The 14142-nt window shown below is 66.3% G+C and carries 12 protein-coding genes; 5 read left to right on the forward strand and 7 right to left on the reverse strand.

The annotated features are described in order from the left end of the window. Positions 1-11: 11 nt before the first annotated feature. The 5 genes from BP26_RS0123420 to BP26_RS0123440 all read right to left on the reverse strand — a co-directional run bounded on the left by BP26_RS0123420 (position 12) and on the right by BP26_RS0123440 (position 6592). Positions 12-353, reverse strand: coding sequence for a hypothetical protein (locus BP26_RS0123420; RefSeq protein ID WP_157572729.1), 342 nt, complete (start codon positions 351-353; stop codon positions 12-14). Further along, positions 350-1027: a tetratricopeptide repeat protein gene (locus BP26_RS28015; protein ID WP_051749335.1), complete on the reverse strand. Its 678-nt coding sequence runs from the start codon at positions 1025-1027 to the stop codon at positions 350-352. Before BP26_RS28015 ends, BP26_RS0123420 begins: the two co-directional genes overlap by 4 nt. Continuing rightward, positions 1011-3839 carry a tetratricopeptide repeat protein gene (locus BP26_RS0123430; RefSeq protein WP_029922972.1) on the reverse strand — a complete coding sequence of 943 codons (2829 nt, stop codon included), beginning with the start codon at positions 3837-3839 and terminating at the stop codon, positions 1011-1013. The genes BP26_RS28015 and BP26_RS0123430 overlap by 17 nt, the downstream gene beginning before the upstream one ends. Beyond that, entirely contained in the window at positions 3836-5755 is a 1920-nt protein-coding gene (locus BP26_RS0123435; RefSeq protein WP_029922973.1) for a hypothetical protein, read from the reverse strand. The genes BP26_RS0123430 and BP26_RS0123435 overlap by 4 nt, the downstream gene beginning before the upstream one ends. A gap of 402 nt (positions 5756-6157) precedes the next feature. Further along, entirely contained in the window at positions 6158-6592 is a 435-nt protein-coding gene (locus tag BP26_RS0123440; protein WP_036517800.1) for an RrF2 family transcriptional regulator, read from the reverse strand. A gap of 165 nt (positions 6593-6757) precedes the next feature. Here BP26_RS0123440 and BP26_RS0123445 point away from each other — a divergent pair, with 165 nt between their 5' ends. The 5 genes from BP26_RS0123445 (at position 6758) to BP26_RS0123465 (ending at position 11184) form a co-directional block, all read left to right on the forward strand. After that, positions 6758-7348, forward strand: coding sequence for an ANTAR domain-containing response regulator (locus BP26_RS0123445; protein WP_036517801.1), 591 nt, complete (start codon positions 6758-6760; stop codon positions 7346-7348). Beyond that, positions 7348-8601: a CmpA/NrtA family ABC transporter substrate-binding protein gene (locus tag BP26_RS0123450; protein ID WP_036517803.1), complete on the forward strand. Its 1254-nt coding sequence runs from the start codon at positions 7348-7350 to the stop codon at positions 8599-8601. The genes BP26_RS0123445 and BP26_RS0123450 overlap by 1 nt, the downstream gene beginning before the upstream one ends. A gap of 362 nt (positions 8602-8963) precedes the next feature. After that, a complete protein-coding gene (locus tag BP26_RS30445; RefSeq protein WP_051749336.1) occupies positions 8964-9926 on the forward strand; it encodes an OmpA family protein in 963 nt (320 codons plus the stop codon). 247 nt (positions 9927-10173) lie between these two features. After that, positions 10174-10512: a hypothetical protein gene (locus BP26_RS0123460; RefSeq protein WP_029922978.1), complete on the forward strand. Its 339-nt coding sequence runs from the start codon at positions 10174-10176 to the stop codon at positions 10510-10512. A gap of 165 nt (positions 10513-10677) precedes the next feature. After that, entirely contained in the window at positions 10678-11184 is a 507-nt protein-coding gene (locus tag BP26_RS0123465; protein WP_157572730.1) for a hypothetical protein, read from the forward strand. Between the two features lie 168 nt (positions 11185-11352). Here the strand turns inward: BP26_RS0123465 and BP26_RS0123470 are convergent, their stop codons facing one another. Then, positions 11353-12939 carry a ShlB/FhaC/HecB family hemolysin secretion/activation protein gene (locus BP26_RS0123470; RefSeq protein WP_029922980.1) on the reverse strand — a complete coding sequence of 529 codons (1587 nt, stop codon included), beginning with the start codon at positions 12937-12939 and terminating at the stop codon, positions 11353-11355. A 187-nt stretch (positions 12940-13126) separates the two neighbouring features. Continuing rightward, on the reverse strand, positions 13127-14140 hold the full coding sequence (locus BP26_RS0123475) for an FAD:protein FMN transferase (RefSeq protein ID WP_029922981.1): 1014 nt from the start codon (positions 14138-14140) through the stop codon (positions 13127-13129). Positions 14141-14142: the final 2 nt, after the last annotated feature.

Raw genomic sequence — 14142 nt, forward strand, 5'->3', positions numbered from 1 at the left:
GTATAGCGTGCTCAGCGATTGGGCAGACGCTGTTCGCGCCGATAGGCGGTGATGGTGGAAGCATCACGCACCTGGCGCGCGAAAGCGCGCGCATCGACGGGTTGCGGCGGCTCGTCGAGCAGGCTCGGCGGCGGATCGATGTTGTCGGGATGCTCTTCCTTCCACGGCGTCAGGTACAGGCCGACGTCCGAATCGCGCTCGCCGACGATGGTGGTGCCGGCCTCCCCCGCCTGCTGCAGGGTATCCACAGCTGGCGTCTCGGCAGGCGGAGCCGCTGCGGCGGCCGGCTTGGGCGATGCGGCATTGGCGGAACAACACCATAGAGTCAGGAGCAGCAAGGCATGGCGCTTCATGGCAGGGCTCCGGAGATCGCGGCGGCGGCGGCGATGCCGCCGCCAGGCGTCTTCACTTCGAGCTGCTTGATCCAGATGCCGACCATCAGGTTCTTCGAGCCGGCGATGCGTTGGTACTCGCGGTACTGCGCCAAGGCATCTGCGGGACGCTTGAGGCAGACGTCGTAGAGGATGCCGAGGTTGAGGTGGGCCGCGGCGTCTTCCGGCTTGAGCTCGATGGCCTTGCGGTAGGCCTGCTCGGCACGGGCAAAGTCGCCGCTCTCGCGATAGAGGATGCCCAGCCAGCCGTAGGCAAAGGCGTTGCTGCCGTTGGCGTTGATGGCGCGGGCGAAGCTGGCGATGGCCTGATCGCGCTGCTTGCCCTGGGCCTGCAGCACGCCGAGATCGTTGAGCGGACCGGAATAGTTGGGGAAGTCCTGGGCCAGGCTGTCGAAGGCCTCGCGCGCTTCCTGCGGCTGGTGGTCCTTCATCAGCTTCAGCGCCGCCTGGAAACGCTGCTCGGGATCGCCCTTGGCCCGATCGGGAGCAGGATTGGCTGGCGCAGCCTGCGCCAGCGGCTGCACCTCGCGCGCATGTGACGGGGCGGTGCCGTTGTAGCGCGGCGCGGGACCGCTGCACGCGACGAGCATGACAAGCGGCAGCAGGAGCGCACCGGATTTAACGAAGGGCTTCATAGGCGTCCTCGCGCTGTTCGGTCTTGCCATATTGAGCGGGGGCCAGCTCGGCCAGTTGTGTGGCGCTCTTCTGGATCCAGTCGTTCCACACGCCCTGGCCGAAACGTTGCAGGTTGGCGCGGTGCGCCTCGATGGCTTTCTGTTCGAACGGATCGGCCTGCTCTTCCAGCAGCAGGTTGTACTGTTCCAGCTCGTCGCCCTTGAGTTTGGCCGGACGCTCGGAATCGAGCAGGGCCTGGCCGAAGTCGCGGTAGACCGCGCCGATCTCATAGGTGGCGGCGGTGGTGATGTCGGCATAGCCGTAACCGGCGGCGCTGTTGAGGGTGGCGATGGCGTTCTCGGTGGCCTGCTTGCGTTTGGCCAGGCTGGCGGCGAGCGGGGCGTTGAGCGCAAGGCCGTGCGCGCCGGCGGCGTCGATGCGGCCCAGCTCCAGCTGTGCCTGCGCGGCGGCGAGTTTGCTGCGCTCGCTGCGCGCGGAACCGGCTGTGCTGTCGGCGCCGATGATGTCGTGGAGCCAATAGGCATGGCGGACGCTGTCGCCGGCGGTCATGGCGGCCATGCGCTGCCGCGCGTCGATGCCGCGATCCAGCGATTGCGGATAGGCCTTGATGTAGGACTGGTAGGCGGCCTGGGCGGACTGGCCTTGCTGCGCCTGGTCGTAGAGCGTGGCGGAGAGCCAGGCGGCTTCGCGGCGGTTGTCCTCGCTTTCACCAGGACGCTGCGCCAGTCGGGCGTAGACCTCGGCGGCGGGACCGGGCTTGTTGTCTTTCTGGTAGGCCAGGGCGAGTTTCTTGTCGGCGTCGGCCAGCAGCGGGCTTTGCGGGTTGCGCGCGCGGAAACTTTCCAGCGCGGCTTCCGCCGCGTTCCAGTCCTGCACGGCGACGAAGGCGGAGGCCGCGTCGTAGTCCGCATTGGGACGGATGCTGGCGTCGGGCACCACCTGCCCGACGCGCTGGAAGAACCGCGCGGCGGTGCGCAGGTCGCCGGCGCTGCGGGCGGCATCACCCTGCTTGTAGATCGAGGCGGCGAGCTGCTCGACGATCACCTTGTGGTTGGCATCGGTGGCCGGCGTCAGCGCCATCAACTGGGTGTAGGCGGCTTCGGACTCGGCGTACTTGCCCTGCGCGAACTTGGCATCGGCCAGCACGCCCAGGGTCTGGCTGCGCAGTTCGGGTGCGGCCGGCGGGCTGGCGGCGAGCACGCGGTTGGAGAGGACGATGGCCTGGTCGAGATCCTTGCTCTCGTACAAATCCTCGGCGGCACGGGTCAGCACCGGCGCGGCCTGCGCACTCGCCGGGAAGGTGTCGGCGTACTTGACGCTGGCGTCCACCGACTGGTGCAGCACGGCCGGGCGCTCCTGCGCCGGCACTTCCTTGCCCAGGCGCTGCCAGGCCTGCACCGCCGCGTAGGCGGCTTCCGGCGCCTTGGGATTGCCGGGATAGTTGTAGGCGGCCTTCTGGTATTGCTCGGCGGCCTCGCGGGTCTGGCCGCCGTCGTAGAGGGCGTCGGCGTAGAGCAGGTTGATCTCGGGCAGCTTGGGATCCTGCGGGTAGATCGTCAGGATTTTTTTGTACCAGCCGGCGGCGGCGATGAAGTCGGCGCGCCTGGCCGCGGCGTCCGCCGGTGGATCCTTCTGTGCCTTGGCGTGGTACCAGGGTGCCAGTTCGCCGAGGTTGTCGCGCAGGGCCGTCATTACTTCGGGGCTGGGCTTGCGCGTGCCCCAGTAGGGTGCGCCCGGGGCATAGGCATCGACGTAGCGGCCTTCCTCGCGCACCAGTTGCTCGGGGAAATCGCCCTTGCGGTAGGCGGCGATGACGCGCGTCTGGAACTGCGGCGCCAGCGCGTGGGCGGGATGGGTGTCGATGAAGGCGGTATAAGCGCCGGCGGCATCGTTGTAGCGCTGGCGGTCCAGCATCTGCTGGCCCAGCGCGCGGTACAGCAGCACGCTGAAGCGCGGCTCGCCCTGGCGGGCGTTGTAGTCGTTGATGGCCTTGCCGCCGCCGAGCGCGGCGAAGGACAGGCTGGCGACGCGCAGGGCGTCGCCGCTCATCTCGCCCTTGTTCTGCGGCACGGCGGCGAGCGCCTGCGCCGGATCGTCCGGCGCACCCGGCGGCAGGGTGCGGTCGAGGATGGCGAGGAACACCGGGATGGCCTCGGGATATTTCGCCTGCTTGTACAGGGTCCAGCCGTACTTGTACTGCGCCGGCTCGAAATAGGGCGTACCCGCACCTTGTTTCAGTACCGTACGGTATTCCGGCTCCGCTTCGTCGTAGCGGCCGCGCGCGTAGAGCAGTTCGGCGGCGCGGAACACGGCGTCCCCCATGCGGGGAGAATCGGGATAGCGCCGGCCGAGGGTGCGCAGGGTATCGATGGCGACATCACCCTGCCCGTCGAACTGCTGGGCGCGGGCCAGCTGGTACAGCACGCGATCGTTCTCGCCATAGCCGGGATAGTCGGCGAGGATGCGCTGATAGGCCGCAATGGCCTTGCGCATTTCCGCCGCGTCGAGGTCGCCGGCATCGGCGAGTTGCACGCGCAGGTCGGCACCGCGGCGCAGCGATTCCGCGCGGATCAGGGGATCGGGCGACAGCTCCGCCGCCTTGTCGTAATTCTCGATGGCGGCCTGCACATCCCCCTTCACCGTTTTGGATTTGGTGATGCGCATGATGCTGGGCGTGCGGATGTAGATGTAGCGATCCTTTTCCAGGCCGTTGTTTTTGGTGATCGAGCCGACGGTGGACGGCGCATCCTCCGCCGCCTGGACCTGGAGCGCGGCCAGCAACGACAGCAGCAGCAGCAGAGCGCGCCTCATCGTGCGGCTCCCGCCGGTGCCGGCCGCACCACTTTGGCCGGGGCTGGGGGTGGAGGCGGTTCGTTCATGTGCGCCAGGGCGAAACGCGCCTCGCCCAGATACATGCGGGTGTGGCGTTTCTCCCTGTTCAGATCGGCAATAGCCAGATCCTGCAGCAGCCTGGCCTGGACGGCGGTGGCCGCGACGACGCGGGAGCGCAGGCTGTCGACGCCGGCGGCGCCGTCCATGCGATCGAGGGCGTCGCCGAGCAGGCGCAGATCGTGAAAGTCCTGCATCGCCGTGCGGAAGCCGCCGTCGGTCATCAGATGCTGCAGGTAGAACGTGTCCGGCGCCGCCATCGGCTCGCGCGGATCGTCCGCCAGCCACCAGTGCTCTTTCGGATAGGCAGCCAGCCACCACGGCCAGCCGTTGTTGGCGGCTTCGCGCGTGTCGAGCGCCTGGATCATCCGGCCCGCGCTGACGCGCTGCATGGCGGCATCGATCTGTACATCGGCTGCTTCAAGCAGCTTGATGGCGCGCATGAAATCTTCCTGCGCCTCCTCGTAGGCGCCGATGTGATTGAGCGCATAGGGGATGGCGATCATGCCTTCCTGCACGGCGGGATCGACCGGATCGCGTCCGACCAGCTCGATCCATGGCACCAGCGCGCGGCGCAATGCCTGCTCCTCCTGCGGCGAAGCCTGCCTGAGGCTGTAGGGCTCGTGCTGCTTCAGCGCGGCGATATCGTCGGTGAGATGCGGCTGCAGCAGCACCGGGATGCGCCGGAAATTCGCGGCGGCGGCCACGGCGGAATTCCGCTGCGGCTCGGCGTTCTGGCCGTTGCCGGATGGCGCAAGCAGCGCCCAGCCGAGGCCGAGCAGGGCGGCGTTGGCATCGGCACCGAAACTGCGCACGCTGCTGAACAGGGACACGGCGTTGCTGCCGGTGTGGTTGCGCAACTGTGCATAGCCGAGCACCAGGTTGGCCTTGTCGCGCAGCGCAGCGGACTCGGCATCATTGCCCTTGCCGGCGGCAATCGCTGCCAGCAGGGCGCTGCCTTCCGCCGCGTGCCCGTCCTTCATCAGCGCCACGCCGCGATTGTAGTCGGCGTAGGACTGGGCTATTGCGTCGCCGCCATCCGGCGCGGTCGCGCCGCTGTCCTTGTAAAGGGATTGCGCCCGTTGCGGCAAGCCGAAGCCATTCAGCGCTTCCGCCAGTTGCTGATAGAAATCGGCCGGCAGGGGCGCGCCGGCGGCCTGTGCCTTCAGCTTGATCAGCTCCGCAGCGGCGGCGAACGGGCGGTCCGTGTCGCACAGGAAGGCGGCGAAGCGAACGCGCGGATCACTGTGCGAAGCGAAGCCAAAACTGTCCGGCGCCGCGGGGCCTTCGGCGGCGGCTTGCAGCTGATGGAATTGCAGATCCGGCTTGCCGATGTAGCCGCCGCCCACCAACTCCAGTTCGATGATCGACGGCTGCGCATCGATGGTGATGCTTCGGTCCAGCATGCCTGCGGCGCGGCCGTGGTCCGGCGGTGCGTCGGCGAAGCGCGCAGCGAAATCGGCACGAAAACGGTGCGTGCCCGGTGCCAGTGTCGTCAAAGAAAGGCGATGCAGTCCATCGCGGTGCAGGGCCAGGCTTTCGCGATCACTGAACTCATAACGCTGGGCCGGGGCATCGTCGATGTAGACCTTGATCTCATCGAGCAGCACGGTCTGGTCCTTGTTGCCGACATAGACGGCGAGCGAACCGGCCGCTGCACCCGGTGCCGGCTGCGCCTGCATCAAATCCAGCGTCGCGGCCTTCAGCCCTGCGATGACCCCGTCCTGCTCCGTGCTCGCCGCAGCCAGCATCGGCAGCGACAGGCAAAAGGCCGCAGCGATGTGCCGCCAAGCGGCGACGCGCCTACCCTGCTCCTGCCCGATATTGCCCTGGTTCACGTGAACTGGCTCCCGCCGCAGCGGCCCGTATCCCATTTCCTGATGCCCAAAAAAAACGTCCACGCGCCGGCTGCAGTGCCAGCTCCGTGGACGCCGTTGTCCTGGGGGAACCATCGACGCTGATCGTTCCCTTGTAAGGGGAAACTAAGCAATCGGTATGCCAGATTAAATAAAGGAGCTGCGTCAGCAGGGTACGGGATCACCAGCCGGGCGTCCGTGCCGCTGCGCCCCAGCCACGAGGAGACCAGTTCGACTACAGGGAATTGTCTCGCTCATGCCCGTGAATATCGTTCGGAAACGGGCATGGGGCCGCGCAAGGGGACAGGACAGCCTGCCCCTGGCCGAGGCTGTCACGGGAGGCGAAAGCAGGGCCCGCCGCTGCGGGCGCAAGGAACGGGCGGCTCAGGCCGCCCGCATCAGGGTCTCGAGCCGGATCACGGTGGGGCCGCGCACCACGTCGGCCAGGGTGTATTTCCTGAGCTCGTCGAGGAAGTTGCGCTCGGCACGGTCCAGCGCGCCCTTGAGGATGCAGGCACCGTGAAGCACGCAGGGTCCGCGAGCACAATCCGCCATGTGCCCGCGGCCTTCCATCGCTTCGACCACGTCGCCGATACGCAGCGCATCGGCGGGGACAGCCAGCCGCAGGCCGCCGTTCCTGCCGCAGACCGATTCAATGTAGCCCAGCTTGCGCAATCCCTGTGCAACCTTGTGCATGTGATGGGTGGAAACCCGGTACTTTTCGGCAATCAGCCCGGCGCTGACGGGTTTGCCGTCGCGCACGCCAGCCAGGTAGACCAGGAGACGGAGGGAAAAGTCGGTATATAAGGACAGGCGCACGCTGGCTCCCCCAGAAAAAAATCGCACCATTTAAGCACAAACTGTGGCCGCCGCGCGGCGTTTAGGGTTTATTTCTCCGCCGCACGGTATATCGGGCCGGCCGGGCGGTACTTGGCATTTCAGTTGCTATGTATAAGCCAGGGTTTAAAACGAAAGGGACTGCCCATGGCAGGCGGACACACCAAGCTTAGGGTGATGCTGGTGGACGACGACGCCGAGCGCTTGTCGATGCTGGAACAGGCGCTGGTGGCGGAAGGACATACGATAGCCGCGCGGCTGGACACGCACGCCGATCTGCCCTCGGCGGTGGAGCGCTGCCAGCCGGAAGTCATCTTCATCGATGTCGACGCACCTGGGCGCGACACGCTGGAATCGCTCGGCCAGCTGAGTCGGGAACAACCGCGCCCCATCGTGCTCTTTGCCGCGCGCAGCGACCCGGAGACGACGCGGCGCGCGGTCCACGCCGGTGTCAGCGCCTATGTGGTCGACGGCCTGCACCCGACACGCCTGAGTTCGCTGATGGAAGTGGCCATCGCCCGCTTCGAGCTGCACCAGGCGCTACGCCAGGAACTCGACCAGGCGCGCACCCGGCTCGCCGACCAGCGCGATATCGAAAAAGCCAAGGGCTTGCTGATGAAGCGTCGCGGCCTCGACGAGTCGGCGGCCTACGGCCTGCTGCGGCGCATGGCAATGGACCGCAAGCAGCGGATCGGCGACTTCGCCCGGGTGCTGATCACCGCGGCGGATGTACTGTGATGGGCGACGGGCTGGAGAAGACGTCGCTGCGCGTGGGGCTTCTGCCTCTGGCCGATGCCGCACCCATTGTCATCGCCAAGGCGCGCGGCTTCTTCGCCCGTCACGGCCTGGATGTGGAGCTGCGGGTGGAGCGCGCCTGGGCGGCGCTGCGCGACAAGGTGGCGATGGGGGTGCTGGACGCGGCGCAGATGCTGGCGCCGATGCCGATCGCGGCGACGCTGGGGCTGGACGGTATCGCGGTGCCGATGGTGACGGCGCTGTCGCTCAACCTCAACGGCAACGCCATCACCGTTTCCAAGGCCTTGCACGAACGCATGCGCGCGCTGGCCCCGGCGCGGCCCGATGCGGCGCAGTGGGCCAAGGCACTGGCGAAGGTGCTGGAAGCGGACCGCAAGGCGCATCTGCCGCAGCCGGTGTTTGCCCATGTGTTTCCCTTTTCCACGCACCACTATGAGCTGCGCATGTGGCTGGCCAGCGCCGGCATCGATCCCGATGCGGATGTGCGCCTGTGCGTGGTGCCGCCGCCGCGGATGGTGGGCGAACTGGCGGCCGGTCGCGTCGACGGCTTCTGCGTCGGCGCGCCCTGGAGCGAAGTGGCGGCGCTGCGCGGCCTCGGCGTCACGGTGGCGACCAAGTACGCGATCTGGAACAACAGCCCGGAGAAAGTGCTCGGCATGACGCGGGACTGGGCAGAGGCGCATCCGACAACCCACCGCGCCCTGGTGGCAGCCTTGATCGAGGCGGCGCGCTGGCTCGATATTCCCGAGCATCGCGGCGAAGCGGCACGGCTGATGATCGACAATGGCTGGGTACAGGCGCCGGCCGATACCATCCGTGCTTCGCTGCAGCCGCATGCCGATGGGCTGGTGTTCCATCGCCATGCGGCGACTTTTCCCTGGCGTTCGCACGCGATCTGGTTCGCGCTGCAGATGCTGCGCTGGCGGCAGTGCTGGGTGACGCCCGATCTCGGCGCGCTGGCGCGCGACGTCTACCGCTGCGAAACCTATCGCGAGGCCGCGGCGCTGGTGGCGGAGCCCTGCCCCGCTTCGGATTACAAGATGGAGGGCGAACACGCCGGTGCCTGGATGACGGATATGCTGGGCGGCGGCGCACTGGAACTGGGCGCCGACCTGCTGCTGGACGGCACCGTGTTCGACCCGGAGAAGCCGCTGCGCTGGCTGGAGCATCAGCCGGCAGGACCGGGCATGGTGGATCGTGCGCTGCTGCGCGCCGCCAATCTCGCATCAAAATAGGCTGCAGTCGCCCTTTATTCGGACCCCAGGCTGGCGCGGGTCGCCACCGCGGATTTGAATTGGCATAGCGATTGCGTTATTTCTAGGCACAGAGTCCGGCCAAAGTTGGGCGGACTTGCGGACACAGACGTCCACGTTGCCGGCACAGCTGCCGGTGGCGTGGACGTTTTTTTTGGCGCGGCAAAACGCACGGAGGGCTCCACCACATGAACATGCCGGACCATCGCCATGGTCGCAAGGCGCGGCGGACGCTGCCGCGCACATCCGTCGCGGCGAGCCGGAACAACCAGGACCCGGCAGCCGCACCGGGGCGCTCACCGGAGCCCGGCGCTCCGTTTACGTACATCTCAGGGAGTCTCTACATGCTGTTCAAAAAAAGGTATTTCACGCTGCCCGTCATCGCCCTCGCGCTGCCGCTGTCCGGCTGCCTGAGCGCATCCAACGGGTTGGACTACAACCGCAGCACCACGCCGTCACCGACGCCGTTCGTCAACGCCATGGGCGGAACCCCGCCCGGTGGAGGCGGCTGGCCCAGCGGACAGCTGCCGATCCCCGGCGAGCCTCTGGGTTATTCGCCCAGCCCGGTGCGGCCGGCACCTCCGCCCCCGCCCCCGCCGCCGCCGGCTCCACCTTGTGAAGCCCCGAATGCCGGCCAACCCATCAGCCTCGCCGGCTGCAAGCAGGGCGATGTGCTGGTCCTGCACGATGTCAACTTCGACTTCGACAAGGCCACGCTGACGCCCACCGCCCGGAATATTCTCGACCAGGTGGCCACGGCGCTGCAGTCGCGACCGGACATCAAGGTCGAGATCGACGGACATACCGACGGCAAGGGCTCGGTGCCCTATAACCAGAAGCTGTCAGAACGCCGCGCCGCATCGGTCGTGCTCTATCTGGTCGGCAAGGGCATCGATAGCGGCCGCATGACCAGCGCCGGCTTCGGCAAGTCCATGCCGGTCGCCGACAACAAGACCGACGCGGGACGTGCGCTGAACCGTCGTGTCGAATTGAAAGTGACGGAAGCCAATGCGGCAGCGGCGCCGGTTGTGGTGGCTCCGCCGGTACCGGCAGCAGTGTCGACCACGACGGCCGTCACCATCGTCAAGTTCGCCTTCACTCCGGAGACCATCACCGTGCCGGTGGGCACGACCGTGACCTGGACCAACCAGGATCTGGATACGCCGCACATCGTGAAGTTCCCCGACGGCATGAGCGGCACCCTGAAGCAGGGCGCCAGCTACAGCCGCACCTTCAGCAGCCCGGGTGTCTACACCTATCAGTGCGGCGTGCACCCGTATATGACCGGCAAGGTCGTCGTGCAGTAAGAATGGGAAGGCGGGGCCGGAAGTACCGGCTCCTTCAGCCCCGCCGGCCTCTGGCCGGTGGGGCTTTTTTTTGGAGTCATGCGCCGGCAGCCCTTGCTGTGCTCGCTTAACGTGGCATAGCGTTTGCTTGAAATCTTGCACGGGGCTCGGCCAACGATGCTTGATCCTCTGGACATCGACGTCCACATCGCCGGCCCTGCCGGCAATGTGGACTTTTTTTTTGGGGTAACTCAGGAGAGTTTGAATCATGAAAAAAATCGCAACGTTAATCGCTGCCGCAGCGCTGTACGGCGCGCCGCATTCCGCGTCGGCCGCCGGCCTGAACCTGGTCGCGCTGCCGGTCGGCAATCTGGTGCCGACCGTGCTCAACGTGGCCCTGCCGGTGGTAACCGGTCTGGCACCGACGCTGTCGCAGCTGCATCTTCCGGTAGGCACCCTGGTGCCGATCGTGCTCAACGTGGCCCTGCCGGTGGTAACCGATCTGGCACCGACGCTGTCGCAGCTGCATCTTCCGATAGGCACCGTGGTGCCGATCGTGCTCAACGTGGCCCTGCCGGTGGTGGTCGGTGTGGTGAACGGCCTCTGATCATCGCCTCAGCGCAAATGATGTGAGTGCGGGGCCCTGCACCTGTTTGAATTTTTCCGGGGAGGATCGGCCGCTGTGGCCTGATCTTCCAGACATGGACGGCCACGTCACCGGCGCAAGCCATGACGTGGTTTTTTGTGGAGCGTCTCACGGAGATTTAATGTCATGAAAAAATTCGCAATCGTAGTCGCTGCGGCAACATTGGCCGCCGCACCGCATCTGGCCTCGGCGGCACCCGCGCTGAGCCTGACCGGATTGCCGGTGGTCGGTCCCGTGCTCGGCGGAGTCGGCGGCCTGGTGAACGGTCTGCCGGTGGTCGGCCCCGTGGTCAAGGGCGTGCTGACCGGAGGCGGGACCGGCAATCTGCTGGCCGTGGGTGCGCTGGTGCCGGTGGTGCTCAACGTGGCCCTGCCGGTGGTGACGGATCTGGCGCCGACGCTGGCGCAACTGCATCTGCCGATAGGCAATCTGGTGCCGGTGGTGCTCAATGTAACCCTGCCGGTGGTGACGAATCTGGCGCCGACACTGGCGCAGCTGCATCTGCCGATAGGCAATCTGGTACCGGTGGTGCTCAATGTAGCCCTGCCCCTGGTCGACAAGGCGGCACCGGTGGTGGCGCCGATCATCAGCGGCGTCGGCGGATTGGCGGGTGGGCTGGTCAGCGGTCTGTGATGACGGCTGTGCTGCAAACGTGCCGGAGCGCGGTTCCTGCGGAATTCCGCTGTTGCGGATTTCGTTCCGCAGGAGCTGCCTACGGCACGCGCTGCTGCTCCCTTGCGTTCGATTTCCGGCTTGAATCAGAACGTCGGACGCACGTTCGCGCTTGATCGTTTTTCGCGTCTAGTACTTCGCCGACAGCTGGAAGAAGACGTATTTCTTCGCCAGGCCATCCGGGCTGCTGTCGCCGCCATGGCTGTAAATGGACTGCGCCAGAGACAGGGTGCCGCCGAGCCAGGATGTGAAACGAATATCCGTCGCGGCGCCGACATCGGCGGTGGCAACCGTGCCGGACGGCGTGCCGGGCGCAACGTGCTCGAGCGTGGCGGAACCGTACTCGACGAAGCCGCGTGGACGGATGCCGTAACGCTCGGTCCAGGAATCGTCGTAACCCTTCCATTCGACGCCGAGGCGCAGATTCTCGCCATGGTCGCCGACGCCGACGCCTGCTTCATAAGCATGCAGGCTTGAAGGACCGCCAATGACGAACTTCTGCTGCTGCGGCAGGATGCTGTTGCTGAACTGGAAGTTGCCGTCGCCGAGCACGCTCCAGTGCGAGTTCAGCGAATAACGCGCAGTGAAAGAAGGTTGCCACAGGAAATAGTCGAGGCTGGCGGCGCTGCCGGCGGACTGGTGTGGTCCCAGGCCCTTGCGCAAGGTAAGGCCTGCCTGCAGTTCGGCCTGGTGCTCGCCGTGCTGCGTGCGGGCTACATAGCTGAGCGTGAGTTCGGTGGAATTGTACAGTTCGGACAGCACCTCTCCCCCGGCGCTGACGGTCACCGGGCAGCTGACGAGCCCGAGCAGATTGAGCAGATCGCCCAGCACGCTGCAATTGCTGGTCAACGCCGGCGCATCGATGACCTCGTGGTCGCGCTCGAACTTGCCTTGCAGATTGAGGCGCTGCTGGAAGTCGGAGTACAGGGGATAAAGCCAGGTGGCGCTGCCGGAAGTGATGTTGCCGTTGAAGCGATAGCCCTGCACGCTCTGGCTGAACTCGGCATAACGCCCCTGCAGTCCGAACACGCCGTATGGCGTCACCCGGGACCAGATGCCGTCGCCCTCGTGATAGGGTTCGGAATGTGAGCCGCCGAGCCCGAGGAAGCGCACGCTGGTGCCGCCGGCCAGGGTTACTTCGTCGCCACTGGAGAAGGATTGCCTGACGCCCGCGGTAGCCAGATATGGACCGGCGTAGCGATTGCCATAGTTGCCGAAGGTGCCGAACAAGTTGGTGCGCCGGATGCCCGGCGCGGCATCGCCGAGATCGAGCACCACTTCATCCGGGCCGACCTGTCTGAAGACAGGCTTGTACTGTTCGCCGGCACGTTCGGTCAAACCGTCGGCCACGGCACGGTCGGCTTCAAGCCTGGCACTGGTCAGCGGCGCCTTGCCGCCCTTCAGGTCGGAAAAGTAGGGCTGCAGCGCAGCGGGTCCGGTGACGTCCTTGACCCGGCCGGGCACGACGCGCACATAGATATCCACCAGGTACTGGCCCGCCTCGGCGTAGGTCACCAGGGTGGCCGGATAACCGGAAACGTAATAGACGTAACCAACGGTACGGACCGCATCGGAAATATTGGCTGCCGCCGCAACCGCCTTGCGCATGCGATCCGCACTCACCAGCTGGCTGCCGAAGACGTGGATGAGGACGCCTTTGCCGTATTCGATGACCAGCTCCTGCTGCGCCCGCGACTGCGCGCGCAATTCGACCACGGACCCCTCTTGTGGAGTAATTGGCGGCGGCAATGCAATGGCCATGCGGAGTCCCTGGATTATGGAGCAAAACAAGCATGTGCCATGCCACTTATTGCAAGCGGCGCAACAGTGCCCGCTGCACGCCCGGTCCGCGGACGCACACGGACCCTGTTATAGCGCACCTGAATGACAGCAGGGCTTGGGACTAATCAGAGGCTCCCTGACGCACTACTTTGACGCTCAATCCCGCAGCAGCCTGTATGCGCGCTGCGAGCGGCTCGCTCACCCACACCGTGCCGTCGTCGGCAACCGCCAGAACCTGCTGGATACCCAGCTGTCTCGCCAGCTGCGGCCAGCCTTCGAGACCTGCGACGAACAGCGCAGCGCCGCCGGCGTCGGCCAGCGTGCCATCCGCGTGCACCACGGTGAGGGAACGCAGGCCATGCACCGGGGTGCCGCTGTGCGGATGCAGCAAGTGCGCATAGCGCTGGCCGTCATGTTCGAAATAGCGCTGGTCGTCGCCATGAGTGATGACGGATTCGTCCTGGACATCGAGCGCGGCCAACAACTGCGGCAACTCGGCGGAAAGCCGCGGATCGCGGATGCCGATGTGCCAGGGACGATCGCGGCGCGTGCCGCGCGCCGCGACATTGCCACCGGCATTGATGATGGCGTTGCCGAAGCCGCGCCGGTGCAGCCAATCCAGGGCCAGATCGACGATATAGCCTTTGCCGATGGCGCCAAGATCCCACACCACATCCGGTGCGGGACCGTAGAAGTCCTCGCCGTGGTAAGCGGGCGCCCCGTGCATCTGCGTCAGCAGCCGATGGACCTCGACGGCATCCGGCGGCGCGCTTCGCAGGCGTGCCATGTCGTCGAAGCCCCACAGGCGTACCAGGGCGCCGATGCGTGGCTCGAACAGCCCGCCGCTGGCCTGGTATATGTCCCAGGCGCGCGCAAACAGCGGTTTCAACACGGGCGGTACCAGCGCACGCCGCCCCTCGCCCAGTGAACGATTGAAGCCGGCCAGTGCACCGCTGCCCCAGGCCCAGCCGTCCCGGCCGAATTCCTGCAACAGCTTGCGTACCTCGGCAATGGCGCCGTCGGCCTGTGCGCGCAGGGACTCGTCTTCGATGGGGATGGTCACCAACACCAGGGTGCCCATCGCCATGAAATGCTGCTCCACCAGCGACAGGCTTTGTTCGTTCACAGCGTTCATAC

The organism is Nevskia soli DSM 19509, assembly GCF_000711955.1.
GTDB classification, from domain to species: Bacteria; Pseudomonadota; Gammaproteobacteria; order Nevskiales; family Nevskiaceae; genus Nevskia; species Nevskia soli.

Bases quoted from the DNA above. Each gene is read 5' to 3' on its own strand.
- BP26_RS0123420 (WP_157572729.1), bottom strand. From the start codon at position 353: ATGAAGCGCCATGCCTTGCTGCTCCTGACTCTATGGTGTTGTTCCGCC.
- BP26_RS28015 (WP_051749335.1), bottom strand. From the start codon at position 1,027: ATGAAGCCCTTCGTTAAATCCGGTGCGCTCCTGCTGCCGCTTGTCATG.
- BP26_RS0123430 (WP_029922972.1), bottom strand. From the start codon at position 3,839: ATGAGGCGCGCTCTGCTGCTGCTGCTGTCGTTGCTGGCCGCGCTCCAG.
- BP26_RS0123445 (WP_036517801.1), top strand. From the start codon at position 6,758: ATGGCAGGCGGACACACCAAGCTTAGGGTGATGCTGGTGGACGACGAC.
- BP26_RS0123450 (WP_036517803.1), top strand. From the start codon at position 7,348: ATGGGCGACGGGCTGGAGAAGACGTCGCTGCGCGTGGGGCTTCTGCCT.
- BP26_RS30445 (WP_051749336.1), top strand. From the start codon at position 8,964: ATGCTGTTCAAAAAAAGGTATTTCACGCTGCCCGTCATCGCCCTCGCG.
- BP26_RS0123460 (WP_029922978.1), top strand. From the start codon at position 10,174: ATGAAAAAAATCGCAACGTTAATCGCTGCCGCAGCGCTGTACGGCGCG.
- BP26_RS0123465 (WP_157572730.1), top strand. From the start codon at position 10,678: ATGAAAAAATTCGCAATCGTAGTCGCTGCGGCAACATTGGCCGCCGCA.
- BP26_RS0123475 (WP_029922981.1), bottom strand. From the start codon at position 14,140: ATGAACGCTGTGAACGAACAAAGCCTGTCGCTGGTGGAGCAGCATTTC.